The sequence below is a fragment of the Streptomyces sp. FXJ1.172 genome, from assembly GCF_001636945.3.
Taxonomy (GTDB): Bacteria; Actinomycetota; Actinomycetes; order Streptomycetales; family Streptomycetaceae; genus Streptomyces.
On sequence record NZ_CP119133.2, the window covers coordinates 6,734,093 to 6,750,723 of the forward strand.

The 16,631-nt window shown below is 72.8% G+C and carries 13 protein-coding genes; 7 read left to right on the top strand and 6 right to left on the bottom strand.

The genetic code is table 11. From position 1 onward, the window contains the following. Positions 1 to 42: 42 nt before the first annotated feature. Both A6P39_RS30220 and A6P39_RS30225 read right to left on the bottom strand, forming a co-directional pair. Positions 43 to 2,127, bottom strand: coding sequence for a YhgE/Pip domain-containing protein (locus A6P39_RS30220; protein ID WP_067042537.1), 2,085 nt, complete (start codon positions 2,125 to 2,127; stop codon positions 43 to 45). Next, on the bottom strand, positions 2,114 to 2,902 hold the full coding sequence (locus tag A6P39_RS30225) for an ATP-binding cassette domain-containing protein (RefSeq protein ID WP_067042541.1): 789 nt from the start codon (positions 2,900 to 2,902) through the stop codon (positions 2,114 to 2,116). The genes A6P39_RS30220 and A6P39_RS30225 overlap by 14 nt, the downstream gene beginning before the upstream one ends. Positions 2,903 to 3,069: 167 nt before the next feature. On the opposite strand from A6P39_RS30225, the gene A6P39_RS30230 reads away from it, so the two are divergent. From A6P39_RS30230 to A6P39_RS30240, 3 genes are all read left to right on the top strand, one after another. After that, positions 3,070 to 3,639, top strand: a complete 570-nt coding sequence (locus tag A6P39_RS30230) for an SAV_6107 family HEPN domain-containing protein (RefSeq protein WP_067042543.1) — start codon at positions 3,070 to 3,072, stop codon at positions 3,637 to 3,639. Positions 3,640 to 3,762: 123 nt separating this feature from the next. Continuing rightward, positions 3,763 to 4,533 carry a methyltransferase gene (locus tag A6P39_RS30235; protein WP_067042546.1) on the top strand — a complete coding sequence of 257 codons (771 nt, stop codon included), beginning with the start codon at positions 3,763 to 3,765 and terminating at the stop codon, positions 4,531 to 4,533. Between the two features lie 277 nt (positions 4,534 to 4,810). Further along, positions 4,811 to 5,194 (top strand): DUF3040 domain-containing protein, encoded by a 384-nt coding sequence (locus A6P39_RS30240; RefSeq protein WP_067042549.1) that lies wholly within the window; start codon positions 4,811 to 4,813, stop codon positions 5,192 to 5,194. A gap of 84 nt (positions 5,195 to 5,278) precedes the next feature. Here the strand turns inward: A6P39_RS30240 and A6P39_RS30245 are convergent, their stop codons facing one another. The 4 genes from A6P39_RS30245 to A6P39_RS30260 form a co-directional block, all read right to left on the bottom strand. Next, complete coding sequence (locus A6P39_RS30245; protein WP_067042552.1) at positions 5,279 to 7,663, bottom strand: transglutaminase TgpA family protein; 2,385 nt, start codon at positions 7,661 to 7,663, stop codon at positions 5,279 to 5,281. Beyond that, positions 7,660 to 9,021 (bottom strand): DUF58 domain-containing protein, encoded by a 1,362-nt coding sequence (locus A6P39_RS30250; protein ID WP_067042555.1) that lies wholly within the window; start codon positions 9,019 to 9,021, stop codon positions 7,660 to 7,662. The genes A6P39_RS30245 and A6P39_RS30250 overlap by 4 nt, the downstream gene beginning before the upstream one ends. Beyond that, complete coding sequence (locus A6P39_RS30255) at positions 9,021 to 10,061, bottom strand: AAA family ATPase (protein WP_067042558.1); 1,041 nt, start codon at positions 10,059 to 10,061, stop codon at positions 9,021 to 9,023. The genes A6P39_RS30250 and A6P39_RS30255 overlap by 1 nt, the downstream gene beginning before the upstream one ends. 273 nt (positions 10,062 to 10,334) lie before the next feature. Beyond that, a complete protein-coding gene (locus A6P39_RS30260) occupies positions 10,335 to 10,883 on the bottom strand; it encodes a beta-class carbonic anhydrase (RefSeq protein ID WP_067042560.1) in 549 nt (182 codons plus the stop codon). 418 nt (positions 10,884 to 11,301) lie between these two features. On the opposite strand from A6P39_RS30260, the gene rsmH reads away from it, so the two are divergent. The 4 genes from rsmH (at position 11,302) to A6P39_RS30280 (ending at position 16,627) form a co-directional block, all read left to right on the top strand. Then, positions 11,302 to 12,258, top strand: coding sequence for a 16S rRNA (cytosine(1402)-N(4))-methyltransferase RsmH (rsmH, locus tag A6P39_RS30265; protein WP_079133242.1), 957 nt, complete (start codon positions 11,302 to 11,304; stop codon positions 12,256 to 12,258). A 16-nt stretch (positions 12,259 to 12,274) separates the two neighbouring features. After that, positions 12,275 to 12,958, top strand: a complete 684-nt coding sequence (locus A6P39_RS30270) for a septum formation initiator family protein (protein ID WP_275883924.1) — start codon at positions 12,275 to 12,277, stop codon at positions 12,956 to 12,958. A gap of 5 nt (positions 12,959 to 12,963) precedes the next feature. Then, entirely contained in the window at positions 12,964 to 14,928 is a 1,965-nt protein-coding gene (locus A6P39_RS30275; RefSeq protein ID WP_275883925.1) for a peptidoglycan D,D-transpeptidase FtsI family protein, read from the top strand. 178 nt (positions 14,929 to 15,106) lie between these two features. After that, a complete protein-coding gene (locus A6P39_RS30280; RefSeq protein WP_067042571.1) occupies positions 15,107 to 16,627 on the top strand; it encodes a UDP-N-acetylmuramoyl-L-alanyl-D-glutamate--2,6-diaminopimelate ligase in 1,521 nt (506 codons plus the stop codon). Positions 16,628 to 16,631 lie beyond the last annotated feature (4 nt).

A 16,631-nucleotide genomic window follows, 5' to 3' on the forward strand; every position in this document is an offset into this window, starting at 1 on the left:
CGATTCTCACAGGTACGCGCCCGTGCGGGACGCCACCGGGGATCAAAGGCTCAGCTCCGGATGCAGCCGGTCCAGCGTCCACACCTGGCGGCGCCGGGCCGCGAGGGCGGTCAGGGCGAGCGCCCCGGCGGTGAACGCGGCGAGCACGGCGCACGCCTGCCAGACCGGGCCGAGCCCACCGCCCGTGATCAGCCGGCGCAGCGCCTCCACGATGTAGCTCATCGGCAGGAACGGGTGGATCGCGTTGAAGAAGCCCGGACTGGTCTGCACGGGATACGTGCCGCCCGCCGAGGTCAGCTGGAGCATCAGCAGCGCCAGCACCAGGATCCGGCCCGCCGCGCCGAAGCGGGCGTTCAGCCACTGCACGATCGCCGCGAAGCACGCCGTGACCAGGAACAGGAAGCCGATCGTGCCGGCCGCGCGCAGCATCTGCAGACCGATCGCCCAGTGCAGCACGGCCATCAGCGCGGACACCTGGAGCACGCCCACGGCGACCACCGGCAGCCAGCCCGCGAGCGCGGCCCGCCACGCGGACGAACCGGCCGACAGGGCACGCCGGTTGAGCGGCTGGATCAGCATGTAGGCCACCATCGCGCCCACCCAGAGGGACAGCGGGATGAAGTACGGGGCGAACCCTGTGCCGTAGTTCGGCGCCCGGTGCAGGTCCTGGGAGGCCAGCTGGACCGGGTCGGCCATCACACCGGTGCGTGTGTCGCGCTCGCGCTTGTCGTAGTCCGGGATCTTCTTCGCGCCGTCGTGCAGCCCGCCGGCGAGTTTCCCGGAGCCGTCGGACAGCTTGAACAGGCCGCCGTTGAGGGTCTGGGCGCCCGAGGCGGCCGTGCCGATGCCCGTGTCCAGCGTGTCCGCGCCGGCCTCGGCGGTGCCGAGTCCGGTGTGCAGCTTCTTGGCTCCCGCGGCGACCTTCTGCGCGCCGTCGTTCAGTTTGTTGATCTTCGTGACGGCGTCGTCGGCGTCCTCGTACAGGTGCGGTGCGCGCGCGGCCAGGGCGTCGGCCTGCGTCTGGAGCGTGCCCAGGTTGGCCCGCATCGTCTTCAGGTCGCCGTCCTGGTCGGCGACCAGCGTGTCGAGGTCGTCGGCGACGGTGGCGACCTCGGCGGTGGCCGTCCTGGCCCGTTTCAGGTCCGCGCACGCCGGGTCGGGCAGGGGCGCGTTCTCGCAGCGCGCCCGGTAGATCGCGTCCATGACGGCCGAGGAGGCGTGCACGGTCCTGTCGGCGGCGGGCGCGAGCTTCATCAGGACGTCGAGGTTGTCCTTGACCGTCCTGGCCGAGTCGGAGACCAGCCGGGCGGTGTCCCCGATGGTCTTCTCGTTGTCCTTGAGGAACGGGCCGGCCTTGCCGTAGACGCCGTTGACCTTGTCGGCGAGCGCCTGGGTGCCGTCGGCGACCTGCCGGGACCCGTCCTGGAGGTCACCGGCGCCCGTGTTCAGCTTCTTCAGGCCCTTGGCCAGCTTGCCGCTGCCGCTCTTGGCGTCCTTCAGGCCGTCGGCGAGATCCTTGGATCCCTTCTCCGCCCTGCCGATGCCGCTGTTCAGCTTGTCGGCGCCCTCGGCGGCGGTGACGGTCTTGCCGTGGATGTCGGAGAAGGAGACGAAGATCTTGTCCAGGAAGGAGCGGGAGGCCTTGGCGGAGGCGGCCGAGCGCACCTCGTTGAAGACGGTCCGGGAGATCTGGCCGACGATGTAGTTGTTCGCGTCGTTGGTGCGCACCTGAAGGGCGCCGGTCTCCGGGGAGTCACCGGAACTGGACGCGATCCGCCCGCTGAAGTCGGCCGGCATGGTCAACGACAGGTAGTACGTGCCGTTTTCGACGCCCTCACGCGCCTCCTCGTCGCTCACCTCGTGCCAGTCGAAGGTCCGGCTGTCGCGCAGCCCGGCGACGATGTCGTCCCCGGCGGTGATCTTCTTCCCGCCGGCCGTGGCGCCCTTGTCGTCGTTGACCAGGGCCACCGGGATGCGGTCCAGGCGGCCGTAGGGGTCCCAGAACGACCAGAGGTACAGGGCTCCGTAGAGCAGCGGCAGCACGAGCAGCGCGACCAGGGCGGCGCGCGGCAGCTTCCCGCGTCCGAAGCGCCTCAGCTCGAGCGCGGCCAGCCTAGGCGAGCGCATCGGCGTCCTCCTTGGGGTCGCTCTTCTCGCCGCTCTCGCCGGCGCTCGTGCCGGCCGTGGCTCGCCCGCCGGCCGTGGCCCCGGTGTCCTTCGCCCCGGTTTCTACGGCCACGCAGTCCACGGGCGCGGTGCGGCAGACGGCCACGACCGTCGTCCCCGCGCGCGTGAGGGAGCGCAGCAGGTCCCAGGCCTCGGCGCGCTCGGCGTCCGAGAGCTTCAGGTCGATGTCGTCGACGCCGAGCAGCCCGGGCCGGCCGAGCAGCGCCAAAGCGATGGACAGCCGCAGCTCCTGGAGCCGCTCCAGGTCGCGTACGGCCGTGCGGGAGCCTTTGGGCAGCGTCTCGAGGTCGAGTCCGGCGGCGGCCAGGGCCTCGTCGACGCGCAGCCGTGCTGTGTGCGCGCGCTGGGCGTGGGGGCGCAGCAGATCGCGCAGCGAGTCGCCGAACCGGCTCTGCAGCAGCGCCCGTTCGCGCAGGTGCTCGCCGACGGTCAGGGCCGGCTCCAGGTCGGTCACCCCGGCCACGTTGGCTACCGCGCTGATCCGGCGCAGCGCGGCCATGCGCCTCGGGAGCGCGAGCCCGCCGACGGCGGCCGTGCCCTCGGCGGGCTTCATCCGCCCGGTGAGCGCGAGCAGCAAGGACGTACGGCCGGAGCCGGACGGTCCCTCGATCGCGATGAGCGAGCCGGGCTCCGCGTCGAGGGTGATGCCGCGGAAGGCCCACCCCCGCGGTCCCTTGAGCCCGAGTCCCTCGGCCCTGACGTCCACGCCGTCCACAAGCCCCCCTGCCTGATCACCCGTTTTTGAACTGACTGGTCAGTGCAAAAATACGCCCGAACCTGCGATCGAAGCAAAGCCCCAGGTCAGAAGGGATTGTCAGTGCCATACCTCACGATGGGCACATACGGCACCCGTGCCGTCACCCAGACGACAGGAGGTTCGTCATGGCCAACCCGTCCGCCGCCGCCCGCCGGCGCCGCGCCACCGGCCCTGCCCCCTCACTGACCGGCCCGGCGAGCGACGTCCACCCCGTGCTCCGCCGGACCACGGCCCCGCCCGCCGCCCTCGACCTGCTCGCCCAGGCCCGCGCCGGACTGGAGGAGGCCGCCGTCCTGGAAACGCCGAACGAGCGCTATGCGACGGCCCACCTCGCCGCCCTGCGCACCGCCGCCGCCGTGCTCGCCGCCCGGGGACGGCCCGAGACCAACCCGCGCCGCCGCGCCCGGATCCGCAGCGCCTGGGAGGTGCTGCCCGAGATCGCACCCGAACTGACCGAGTGGAGCGCCCTGTTCGCCTCGGGCGCCGCCCGCCGCGCCCGCGCCGAGGCCGGCATCCAGGGCGCGGCCGGACAGCGCGACGCCGACGACCTGATACGCGACGTCGGGATGTTCCTGCGCATCGTGGAGCGGATGCTCGTCCTCCAGCCCGTCCTGCCCCAGCCGCGCAGGGACGCACGGGACACCGGGGAAGAGGCCGGTCCGAGAGCACGCGGTGACCTTCCGGACGCGGGCTGACCATGCGGAAGTCCGCCGTGCGAGACGCACCGCGTCCCGTCCGGCCGCGGTGACCGGCGGGGCGCCGGAGGCAATAGGGTGGAGGTCGCCTGAAGCGTTCCGCCTGCCGAGGAGTCAACTGCCGTGTCGGACCCGACGCGCCCCCGCGCCTCTCTCCGTACCGCCGTGGTCTGGGAGGTCCTCCAGGACGCTCTCGACCGCCGGGTCAAGGCCACGGGCCGGGACTCGCTGGACGTCCTCGACACCGGAGGCGGCAGCGGCAACTTCGCCGTGCCGCTCGCCCGGCTCGGCCACCACGTCACCGTGGTCGACCCCAGCCCGAACGCGCTGTTCGCGCTGGAGCGCAGGGCCGCCGAGGCCGGCGTCGCCGACCGGGTCCGGGGCGTCCAGGGCGACGCCCACGGTCTGTTCGAGGTGGTCGAGCGGGGCGGCTACGACGCCGTGCTGTGCCATGGCGTCCTGGAGTACGTCGACGACCCGGCCGAGGGCGTGCGCAACGCGGTCGCCGCACTGCGCACGGAGGGCGTCCTCAGCCTGCTCGCCGCCGGTCTCGGCGGTGCCGTGCTCGCGCGCGCCCTCGCCGGCCACTTCACCGAGGCCCGGCAGGCGCTCCAGGCCCCCGACGGCCGCTGGGGCGCCGGCGATCCGATGCCGCGCCGGTTCACCGCCGAGCAGCTCACCGCGCTCGTCGAGGGCGCGGGCCTGACCATCGGCGCCGTGCACGGAGTGCGGGTCTTCGCCGACCTCGTCCCCGGCGTCCTGGTGGACACCGAGCCCGGCGCCCTCGATGCGTTGTTGAAGCTGGAGGCCGCCGCGGCCGAGTTGCCGGCGTTCCACTCCGTCGCCACCCAGCTGCATGTGCTCGGTGAGACGCCGGGTGCCGCCGGGGCCTGAACGCACTGCCAGGACCCGCCGCTGATCAGGGCCTCGAGGGCGGATGGAGTACGACACAAGACCCCCCGAACGAGGGGTTTGCGCCGTATGATCGAGGTGCACCACCCGGCATGACGGGTCGGCCGCAGGGGAATGGAAGCCTCAGCGAGCCGGGACGGCCATGACGGTTCCGGTTGGCCAATTGGCGTAGAGGGGCGGGTTTCACGGGGGCGATTCCCTGCCTATCCTGAAGGGACCCCCCGGGTCGCCCCGGCGACTGCACGATGAGGAGGACTCCGTGCCGCTCTCGGAGCACGAGCAGCGCATGCTCGAGCAGATGGAGCGAGCGCTGTACGCCGAAGATCCCAAGTTCGCGTCGGCGCTTGAGGGAAGCGGACTGCGCACGTACACCCGGCGCCGGGTCTACCAGGCGGTCGCAGGCTTTCTCGTAGGTATCGCGCTCCTCATGGCCGGAATGGTCGCGCAGCTGATCTGGGTCAGCGTGGTGGGTTTCCTCGTCATGCTGGGCTGCGCCGTCCTCGCCGTCACCGGCTGGCGCAAGGCCCCGAAGCCGGGCGAACAGCCCGCGGGCGCCACTCGCCGCCCGGTGCGCCCGAAGCGCTCCATGATGGACCGGATCGAGGAGCGCTGGCAGCGCCGCCGGGACGAACAGGGCCATTAGCGCCGTCCGGCGCTTTCCGCCGGAACCGACGGACAACGTGTGAGGGGCGACCACCCAAGGTGGTCGCCCCTCACACGTTGTGTCTCAGCTCCGCTGCTCCGACGGACGGCGCAGGCTCGGCCGGGCCGCCGACACCCGGACCCGGAGCACCGACCAGCGAGCCGAGAGCGCCCACAGCACCCGCACCGCCGAGCGGGGCAGGAACAGCGCCCGCAGCCGCGCACCGGCACCGACCGCACCGCGCAGCCCCTCGATCACCCGGCGCACATCCTCCGCCGCACCCGCCGCCGGGCGCGGCCGCGGTGCGTACAGCACCTGCTCCACAGCGTCCGCCACCCGGTGCACCGCGGCACCGGCCGCCGCATCCAGCTCGCCGAGCCGGACGATCCGCTCGGCCGCACTGCGCGCCGTCAGCGACTCGTCCGGCGCGATGCCGTAGTCCCAGGCGCTGTCCGTCAGCTCCTGCCAGGCAGCCAGGGTGTGCGCCGCCGCACCCTCCTCGGTGCGGGCATGCGCCCCCAGCCGCACCGACCGTATCCGCGCCCGCCACAGCAGCGGCGACAGCGGAACGGCCAGCACCACGAGCGCGGCCAGCCCGATCAGCAGGGCCCACCACGGACCCGCGCCCCCGCCACCGCTGTGCGGGGCCGCCGCGGCGGACGCGGTGCCGCAGTCCTGAAGCCTGATCAGCTCGGGTGAGCAGCTCTCGCTGGGCGAGGCGGCCGCCGAGGGCGCCGCGGACGACTGGTGCGACGGCAGGCTCTGGTCCGGCAGCGAGGTGCCGGGTGTGTCCGGCACCGTGTACGACGGTGTGGTGCCCCGGGTCGGGGTCGGCTCGAAGCGGGTCCAGCCGACGCCTTCGAAGTACAGCTCGGGCCAGGCGTGCGCATCCTTCTGGTCCACCGAGACCGTGCCGTCGGCCTGCGGGGTGCCGGGCGCGAAGCCCACCGCGACCCGGGCCGGGATCCCGAGGGTGCGGGCCATCGCCGCCATGGCGAAGGAGAAGTGGACGCAGAAGCCCTGCTTCTTCTTCAGGAAGGCCGCGATGGCATTGGGGCCGCGGCCGACCTCCACCTGGGTGTCGTACTGGAAGCCGCCCGTGACGGCGAAGTAGTCCTGGAGCTTGACCGCTTCCTCGTAGTGGTTGTGCGTGCCCGCGGTGATCTGCCTGGCGGTCTGCGCCACCACCTTCGGCAGCGCGGACGGCACCTGGGTGTACTCGCGCTTCAGGGCCGCCGGGGGCTCCGGCGCGGAGGCGAGCTGCGCCGCGGTCGGCGCCACGTTCAGGCTGGTCACCTGATAGGTCTCACCACGGGTGTTCTGGCCGTGGTCGCCGACGAGGGTCATGCCGACCGGCTCGTAGCGCCAGCGGCCGGCGATCTTCACAGCGCTCGGTGGGTACGGCATCGGCAGCCAGTCCTGGGCGTACCAGTCCGCCGCCGTGATCGTCGTCGTCACCGCGCCGCGCTTGACGTCCGCGCCCAGGCCGATGGGCGTGGGGAACGTGTCTGGCACGCCGACGATGTGCCGCTGGGCCGGTTTCCAGGTGGTGCCGTCGAAGTCGTCGAGCGAGACGATCCGCAGGTACAGGTCCGAGGCGTCGTTCGTGCTGGTCCTCAGGGACAGCACCTGGCGGTCGTCGGTCGTGTTCAGGCTGTCGCGCAGCGACACCAGCGGGTTGACCGCGGAGATCGTGCCGCCGTCGCCGCCTCCCGCCCCCACTCCGGTGCCGGCCGCGTCCAGCAGGCCGCCGCTCATCGCAGGCAGGGCCAGCGGCACCAGCAGGGCCACCCCGAGCGCCACCGCGCCGATCCGGCGCCCGGTGCGCACCGGGGCCACCGCGCCGTCGTCCGGGGCTCCGGGGGGGCGGGGCCCGCCGCCGAAGACCCGGCCCCACTGCGCCAGCCGGTCCCGTCCCTCCGCGAGCAGCAGCATCAGATAACCGGCGGCCGCCACCAGGAACCACAGCCAGTCGGTCCCGCCGTCGGACAGCCCGGCCGCCACCGAGTACAGCGCGAGCAGCGGCAGCCCGGCGGGGGCCGCGCTGCGGAAGGTCACCGCGAGCATGTCCACGAACAGGCTGATCAGCAGGACGCCGCCGATCAGCATCAGCTTGATCCCGTCGGTGAGCGGCGCCGGTATCGCGTACTCGCTGACGTCGGTGGAGCCCTGCTGGAGCAGGTCGGTCAGGTACCGGAAGGTGCCCGGGCCGGGGATCATCCCGATGATCGCGTGCTGCCGCGCGAAGACCAGGGTCAGCAGGACCAGAGTGGCCAGCGCCTGCGCCGCGACGGTCAGCAGCCGACCGAGCGGCACCCGGCGGGCCGCCGCGCCCACCCCGGTCTGCACGGCCACCAGCGGGATCAGTTCCAGCAGCCAGGTCGGCTCGGCCACCAGCGGCAGCAGCGCGCAGGAGGCCATCAGCGTGGCCGCGGCGGCGAACAGCGCCAGTCGTGCCCGCCCGCTCATCCCGCCGCCTCCCCGCTCACGGCGGCCAGGCCCGAACGCTCCCGGTCCGCCTGCTGCCACAGTGCGTTCGGCGCGGCGCCGCGCGGCACGCTCAGCGCCGTCCAGCCCGCCTCCCGCAGCATGCGCAGTCGCTCGGTATGCCGGTCGCCGGGCCGCGGCACGTCGGTCGCCTCGCGCACCCAGGTGTCCGGGTCGAGCACGAAGGCGACGGCACCGCCGCTGCGCCGGCTCATCTTGGCGACCGTTGCTGCCTGTTCCTCGTCCAGATCGCCCAGGAAGGCCACCAGCAGCCCCTCGTTGCCGCCGCGCAGCATGTCGTACGCCCGGGACAGGCCCGTGCCGTCGGAGTGGTCGATCACCGCGAGGGTGTCCATCATCAGCCCGGCCGCGTCCGCGGTCTCCGGGCCGCTGCCCGCGAAGCCGTCGCCGCCCTGGCCGGGCACCGCGCTGCCGCTGTCGGTCAGCAGCCGTACCGAGAAGCCGCGTTCGAGCATGTGCACCAGCACCGAGGCGGCCGCGGAGACCGCCCACTCGAAGGCCGAGTCGGGGCCCGCGCCCTCGTAGGCACCGCCCCGGGTGTCCAGCAGGACGGTGCAGCGGGAGCGCCGGGGCTGCTCCTCGCGGCGCACCATCAGCTCGCCGTAGCGCGCGGTGGACCGCCAGTGCACCCGGCGCAGGTCGTCGCCGTAGCGGTACCCGCGCGGAATCACGTCGTCCTCGCCCGCGAGGGCCAGCGAGCGCTGCCGGCCGTCGCCGTAGCCGTTGGCCTCGCCGCCGAAGCGGACCGGGGCGAGCGGCTCCACGCGCGGGATGACCGTGAGTGTGTCGAACGCCGAGAAGGAGCGGGTCAGTTCGCACATCCCGAACGGATCGGTCAGCCGCAGCTGGAGCGGGCCCAGGGGGTAGCGGCCGCGCAGGTCCGAGCGGACCCGGTAGGAGACCTCGCGGCGACCGCCCGGCTCCACGCGGTCCAGTACGAACCGGGGGCGCGGGCCGAGGACGTAGGGCACCCGGTCCTGGAGCATCAGCAGGCCGGTGGGCAGCCGGGAGACGTTGTCCATCCGCAGGTGCACGCGGGCCTCACTGCCGGCCGGAACACGCGCGGGGGCGAGCCGGCGGGTGGCGGCCACCCGGTAGCGCGTGCGGTAGAGCACGGTCGCGCACAGCAGGGGCAGCACGGCCAGCAGCAGGCCGACGCGCAGCAGGTCGCTCTGGCCGAGGACGTAGGAGCAGATCGAGGCGGCGATCCCGGCCGCCAGGAAGGAGCGGCCACGGGTCGTCAGGCCCGCCAGGGCCGTACGGACGCCGCCCGCATCCCCGCGGTCGGCCTCCGCCTGTCCGGTCCCCCCGGCGCTCATCACAGACTCCGCGGCGGCTGCTGCGGATACGCCGGGACGCCCCGCCCCAGAGCGCCGAAGCCGCTCTGCTGCCCGGGCGCCGCGGGCACCGGGGTGCGCTGGAGGATCTCCTGCACGACCTGCTCGGCCGTACGGCGGTTGAGCTGGGCCTGGGCGGTGGGCAGCAGACGGTGGGCGAGGACGGCGACGGCGAGCGCCTGTACGTCGTCCGGCAGCGCGTACTCGCGGCCGGCCAGGGCCGCGGTCGCCTTCGCCGCGCGCAGCAGGTGCAGCGTCGCGCGCGGGGAGGCGCCGAGTCTGAGGTCGGGGTGGGTGCGCGTGGCGGCGACCAGCTCCACCGCGTACCTGCGGACCGGCTCGGAGACGTGCACCCCGCGCACCGCCTCGACCAGCTTCACGATCTCGTGCGCGTGCGCCACGGGCTGCAGGTCCTCCAGCGGGCTCACTCCGCCGTGGACGTCGAGCATCTGCAACTCGGCCTCCACGCTGGGGTAGCCGACCGAGACGCGGGCCATGAAGCGGTCGCGCTGGGCCTCGGGCAGTGGGTAGGTGCCCTCCATCTCGACCGGGTTCTGCGTGGCCACCACCATGAAGGGGCTGGGCAGTTCGTAGGTCTGCCCGTCGATGGTGACCTGCCGCTCCTCCATGGACTCCAGCAGCGCCGACTGGGTCTTGGGCGAGGCGCGGTTGATCTCGTCGCCGATCACGATCTGCGCGAAGATGGCGCCCGGCTTGAACTCGAAGTCCCGGCGCTGCTGGTCCCAGATGGACACGCCCGTGATGTCCGAGGGCAGCAGGTCGGGCGTGAACTGGATACGCCGCACCGAGCAGTCGATGGACCGCGCCAGCGCCTTGGCCAGCATCGTCTTGCCCACTCCGGGGACATCCTCGATCAGCAGGTGGCCCTCGGCGAGCAGCACGGTCAGCGCGAGCCGTACGACCTCGGGCTTGCCCTCGATCACGCTCTCCACCGAACCGCGCACCCGCTCCACCGTGGCGGTCAGATCAGTGAGGCTCGCTCGATCGTCATAGGTCGTCACCCGGCCCTCCTCGGCCCGTTCATTCCGGGCCGACGCTCTGCGATGCGAAACCGGCCCACCCCGAAACACGGACACCACACGAGAAAGGTTCCGCGTGACGTCACACCACGCATTCTTGCTGCCGTTACCGATTCGTGTCACTCGCCTGTGGACAACTGCCCGAACGATGTCGGCCTTGCGGCCTTTTCGACCCGGTTTTCGATACAGGCATGGTGTGACAGGGCCGGTACGGCAGGACGCCGTGTCTTCGGGGCGGCCGGCCGGCGGACCCGGTCAGACCGGGTCGACCTCGCGCAGCAGACCGGTGCGCACGTCGAACACGAAGCCGCGCACGTCGTCGGTGTGCACCAGGAACGGCGAGGTGCGCACGCGCTGCATGGACTGGCGCACGTCCTGGTCGACGTCCCGGAAGGCCTCCACCGCCCAGGCGGGCCGCTGGCCGACCTCCATCTCCAGGTCGTGCCGGAAGTCCTCGGTGATGGTCTCCATGCCGCACCCGGTGTGGTGGATGAGCACGACGCTGCGGGTGCCGAGCGCCCGCTGGCTGATGGTCAGGGAGCGGATCACGTCGTCGGTGACCACGCCGCCCGCGTTGCGGATGGTGTGACAGTCGCCGAGTGCCAGGCCGAGCGCCTGGTGCAGGTCGAGACGGGCGTCCATGCAGGCCACGACCGCGACCCGGAGGACGGGGTGTGCGTCCATGCCCGGGTCGGCGAACTCGGCGGCGTACCGCTGGTTGGCCTCGACCAGGCGATCGGTCACGGTGCCGCCGTGGGTTATGGCGCCTTCGGATCCAGTGGGAACTGCTGCGGAAGTCGTCATAGTCATGACGTTACTGGTCACCCGTGGTCTCGGCCCGCTGTGAGGACGGACAAAGAACGCCGTGGTGGCTTGTTGTGAGCTAACCCACACGGACGGCAAACCTGGTCCGCACGGGTGAATCCCGTCGAATTGCGGCTCCCGCCGTGATGCGGTACGCGACGCGCAGGCCGGTTGATTGACCGCGAGACACGGTGGACTAAAGTGACGCGAAGCGGGAGACGTGGCTCTCCCTGCTGGTGAAACCCCCGGAGACCCCGGACCGTACCCGGACCGTCTCCCCGCGTGCGCGGCGCGTACGTACGGCTCGGCCTCCTCCCGCTCCCGGTCGGCTGACGCTTCCGGCGCCGGCCGGCCTCCTTCTTCACGAGCGGGCGGGGACCCGGCGGTGCGTACGGCCCGCAGGATCTGAGAGGCCCCTTTGAGCCAGAGTCGACACGTCCCGGTGATGCTCCAGCGGTGCCTGGATCTGCTGGCGCCCGCCCTGGAGCGGCCGGGAGCGGTGGTCGTCGACTGCACCCTCGGCCTCGGCGGACACAGCGAGGCGCTGCTGACCCGGTTCCCCGAGGTCCGGCTGATCGGCCTCGACCGGGACAAGGAGGCGCTGCGCCTGTCCGGCGAGCGCCTGGCGCCCTTCGGCGAGCGCGCCACCCTCGTGCACGCCGTGTACGACGAACTGCCCGAGGTGCTGCGCAGGCTCGGCATCGCGCGCGTGCAGGGCGTGCTGTTCGACCTCGGGGTCTCCTCCATGCAACTGGACGAGGCCGGCCGCGGCTTCGCCTACGCCCAGGACGCGCCGTTGGACATGCGCATGGACCAGACGACGGGTGTCAGCGCCGCCGAGGTCCTCAACACCTACCCGGCGGGCGAACTCGTGCGCATCCTGCGCGCGTACGGCGAGGAGAAGCAGGCCAAGCGGATCGTGGCCGCGATCGTGCGCGAGCGTGAGAAGGAGCCGTTCAGCAACAGCGCCCGGCTCGTGGAGCTGATCCGGGACGCCCTGCCGCAGGCCGCCAAGCGCACCGGCGGCAACCCGGCCAAGCGCACCTTCCAGGCGCTGCGCATCGAGGTCAACGGCGAACTGTCCGTCCTGGAGCGGGCGATCCCGGCCGCGGTGCAGGCCATCGACGTCGGCGGGCGGGTCGCCGTGCTGTCGTACCACTCGCTCGAGGACCGGCTGGTCAAGCAGGTGTTCGCGGCCGGTGCCGCGTCGACCGCGCCGCCGGGGCTGCCGGTCGTGCCCGAGCGCTACCAGCCGCGGCTCAAGCTGCTCACCCGGGGTGCCGAACTTCCCACCGAGGAAGAGGTCGCCGAGAACCGCCGGGCCGCACCGGCGAGGCTGCGCGGGGCCGAGCGCATCAGGGAGGACGCCGAGTGAGGGAGACGGGGGAGCAGTGAGCAGGAAACCCGAACTGAGGGGACGGGCCGCGCGGCTCGCCCGGCTCTTCCCGGCGGGCCGCGCGCGGGCGGCCCGGACCCCGTTCGTCCTCCTCGTCGTCCTGGTCCTCGGCGGCGGCCTCATCGGGCTGCTGGTCCTGAACTCCGCCCTCAGCGAAGGCTCGTTCAAACTCGCCGACCTGCAGAAGCAGACGAAGAGCCTCACCGACGAGGAACAGTCCCTCCAGCGGGACATCGACGCCTACTCCTCGCCCGACGCCCTCCAGCGCCGCGCCCGCGAACTCGGCATGGTGCCCGGCGGAGACCCGGCCTTCCTCGGCCCCGGCGGCACGGTCAAGGGCGTCCCGAGCGCCGCCCCCGAGTCGGCCGCCCTCACCGGCCCGGTGGCCCCCGAGACCATGACCCCGGCCGCGGCCCTCTCCGCATCCCCGGCCGCGCCCGCGGCCCCCTCCGCCTCACCGGCCCGGCCCCAGGGCACCCCGCCCCCGCCACCCCGGCGGAGGCCGTACCGCCGCCCCCACCACCCCGCCCGCCGCCACCCCGGCCCCCGGCAGGTGAGGGAAGTGTCCGACAGGGAACCGCCGCGGCGTGGCCTGCCCGGGGCCGCCCCTGCCCCGGCAGGCGCGGCGGCGTCGCTCTCGAACCCTCAGCCCATGCCCACCCCGACCCCCGGCAGGTGACGGAAGTGTCCGACAGGGAACCGCCGCGGCGTCGTGTGGCCGGGCCGGTCAAGCCACCGCGGCCGAGGAACGCCGTGCGGCGGCAGCCCGTGCCCGGTGCCCGGCCGGTACGCCGGCCCGGCGGCGCACGGCCGCCGGTCCAGCGCAAACTCCGGCTCGGCAGCCCGCGACCGCGGCTGCGCCTGGTCAGCCTGACCCTGACCCTGGTGCTGATCGCCTTCGTCGTGCGGCTGTTCCAGGTCCAGGCCGTCGACGCGAGCGAGTACGCCGCCCGCGCCGACCAGAACCGTTATGTCGTGCACACCCTCACCGCCGAGCGCGGCGGGATCACCGACCGCAACGGTGTGGCGCTGGCCGTCAGCGAGGACGCGTACGACATCACGGCCGACCCGACGATGTTCAGTGCCAAGCAGCTGAAGATCGACGACGGCCCGGAACAGGCCGCCGCGCTGCTCGCGCCGATCCTCGGGCAGGACCAGGCCACGATCGTGAAGAAGCTGCGGCCCGCGAACAGGAACTCCCGCTACACCCGGCTCGCCACCCGGCAGACCCCCCAGGTCTGGAAGCAGATCAAGGACCTCAGGAGCGCGCTCACCGCGAAGGCGCAGACGGACAAGAACACCGTCAACGTGCTCGCCGGCGTCTTCGCCGACCCCAGCAGCCAGCGCGTGTACCCCAACGGCGACCTGGCCGCCGGGATACTGGGCTGGGTCAACGCCGACGGCCAGGGTGCCGGCGGCGTCGAGCAGGAGCTGAACAGGGTGCTGTCGGGCAAGGACGGCCAGGTCCGCTACGCCCAGGCCGGCGGGCGCGAGGTGCCCACGGCGGGATCGACCCAGATCCCGGCCGTGCCCGGCGCCGACGTCGAGCTGACCATCGACCGCGACATCCAGTGGGCCGCGCAGAACGCCATCAGCGAGCAGGTGAAGAAGTCCAGGGCGGACCGCGGTTACGTCGTCGTCCAGGACACCCGCACGGGCCAGATCCTGGCCATGGCCGACGCGCCCGGCTTCGACCCCAACAACCTGGCCGAGGCGGACGCCGCGGCCATGGGCAACGCGGCCGTCCAGGACGCCTACGAACCCGGCTCCACCGCCAAGGTGATGTCCATGGCGGCCGTGCTGGAGGAGAACGCGGCCACCCCGCTCACCCACGTCGTCGTGCCCAACCGGCTGCACCGCGGCGACCGGCTCTTCTCCGACGACGTCGACCACGACACCTGGCACCTCACGCTGAACGGCGTCCTCGCCAAGTCCAGCAACATCGGCACCATCCTGGCCACCGGCCAGCTCGGCAGGACGCAGGGCGAGGCGGACAAGGTCCTCTACTCCTACCTGCGCAAGTTCGGCATCGGCAGCTACTCCGGGCTCGGCTTCCCCGGTGAGACCCGGGGCATCCTCGCGCCGTACCAGAAGTGGTCCACTTCGCAGCAGTACACGATTCCGTTCGGCCAGGGCTTCTCCATCAACGCCATGCAGGCCGCCTCCGTGTACTCGACCATCGCCAACGGCGGGGTCCGCGTCGAGCCGACCCTGGTGCGCGGCACGAAGGGCGCCGACGGGCGCTTCACGCCCGCGCCCAAGCCCCAGCAGACACGGGTCGTCAGCGGCAGGACCGCCAGGACGCTCGCCCAGATGCTGGAGTCGGTCGTGGACGACGAGCAGGGCACCGGCAACCTGGCCCGCATCCCCGGCTACAACGTCGCCGGCAAGACCGGCACGGCCAACCGTGTGGATCCGGCCACCGGCAAGTACCACGGGTACACCTCGTCGTTCGCCGGCTTCGCACCCGCGGACAACCCCCGCATCACCGTCTACTGCGCCATCCAGAACGCCACCTCCGGCAGCTACTACGGCGGCCAGATCTGCGGTCCCATCTACAAGCAGGTGATGGAGTTCGCCCTCAAGACCCTCCAGGTCCCGCCGACCGGGGCGCCGGCCGCCAACCTGCCCGTCGACTACAAACCCTGATCAGCACCGCCCGCACCGCGGCAAGACCACCAGGAACGAACTCGTGACAACGATCACTCCGGACCCCGGGAACCAAAGCGCCCCGAGCCCCTCGCTTCGCTCCGGAGCGGGTGCGCCCGGTACGCTCACCGCCGTGCCACACGCTGATCAGTCCCAAACCACCCAGAAGGGCGCTTCCGTGACATATCCGGGACCGCCGCGACCGGTTCAGGTCTCCGCCACACCCCTCGCGGAGCTGGCCGATCAGCTGGGTGCCGCCGCTCCGGATGCCGCCGCCGAGATCACGGGGATCACCCACGACTCGCGCGCCGTCCGCCCCGGTGACCTGTACGCCGCCCTCCCGGGCGCCCGCCTGCACGGCGCCGACTTCGTCACGCAGGCCGCCGGCCTCGGCGCCGCCGCCGTGCTCACCGACCCGACGGGCGCCGAGCGCAGCGCCGCGACCGGACTGCCGGTCCTGGTCGTCGACGACCCGCGCGCGCGGATGGGTGAACTGGCGGCGACGATCTACGGCCGCCCGGGCCGCGACCTGCTGCAGATCGGCATCACCGGCACCTCCGGCAAGACCACCACGGCCTACCTGGTCGAGGGCGGGCTGCGGACCGCGAAGTCCACCGGTCTCGTCGGCACGGTCGAGATGCGCATCGGCGACGAGCGCATCAAGTCCGAGCGCACCACCCCCGAGGCCACCGACCTGCAGGCCCTGTTCGCCGTCATGCGCGAGCGCGGGGTCGAGGCGGTCGCCATGGAGGTCTCCAGCCACGCCCTGGTCCTCGGCCGGGTCGACGGCTGTGTCTTCGACATCGCCGTGTTCACCAACCTCAGCCCGGAGCACATGGAGTTCCACTCCGGCATGGAGGACTACTTCCAGGCCAAGGCGCAGCTGTTCACGCCGCAGCGCAGCAGACTCGGTGTGATCAACGCCGACGACGAGTACGGCCGCCGGCTCGCCGAGCAGGCCACGGTCCCGGTCGTCACCTTCTCCGCCGAGGGCCACCCCGACGCCGACTGGCGCGCCGAGGACGTCCAGGTCGGCCCGATGGACTCCACGTTCACCGTCGTCGGCCCGAACGGGGAGCGGATCCACGCCAGGTCGCCGATCGCCGGACCCTTCAACGTGGCGAACACCCTCGCCGCCGTCGTCGCCCTCGCCGCCGCCGGTCTCGACCCGCAGACCGCCGCCGACGGCATCGCCGCCGTCCCGGGCGTCCCCGGCCGCCTGGAGCGCGTGGACGCCGGGCAGCCCTACCTCGCGGTCGTGGACTACGCCCACAAGACCGACGCGGTCGAGTCCGTGCTCAAGGCGCTGCGCAAGGTCACCAAGGGCCGCCTGCACGTCGTCCTCGGGTGCGGCGGCGACCGCGACCGGACCAAGCGCGCGCCGATGGGGGCCGCCGCGGCCCGACTCGCCGACACGGCCGTACTGACCTCCGACAACCCCCGCTCCGAGGACCCGCTCGCGATCCTCGCGACCATGCTCGAGGGTGCGGCCTCCGTGCCCGCGTACGAGCGCGGCGAGGTGCTCCTCTTCGAGGACCGGGCCGCGGCGATCGCCGCCGCCGTCGGCCGCGCCGCGCCCGGCGACACCGTGCTGGTCGCGGGCAAGGGCCACGAGCAGGGCCAGGACATCGCCGGCGTGGTCCGTCCCTTCGACGACCGCCAGGTGCTCCGCGCAGCCATCCAGAAGACCCAGGGATGAAAAT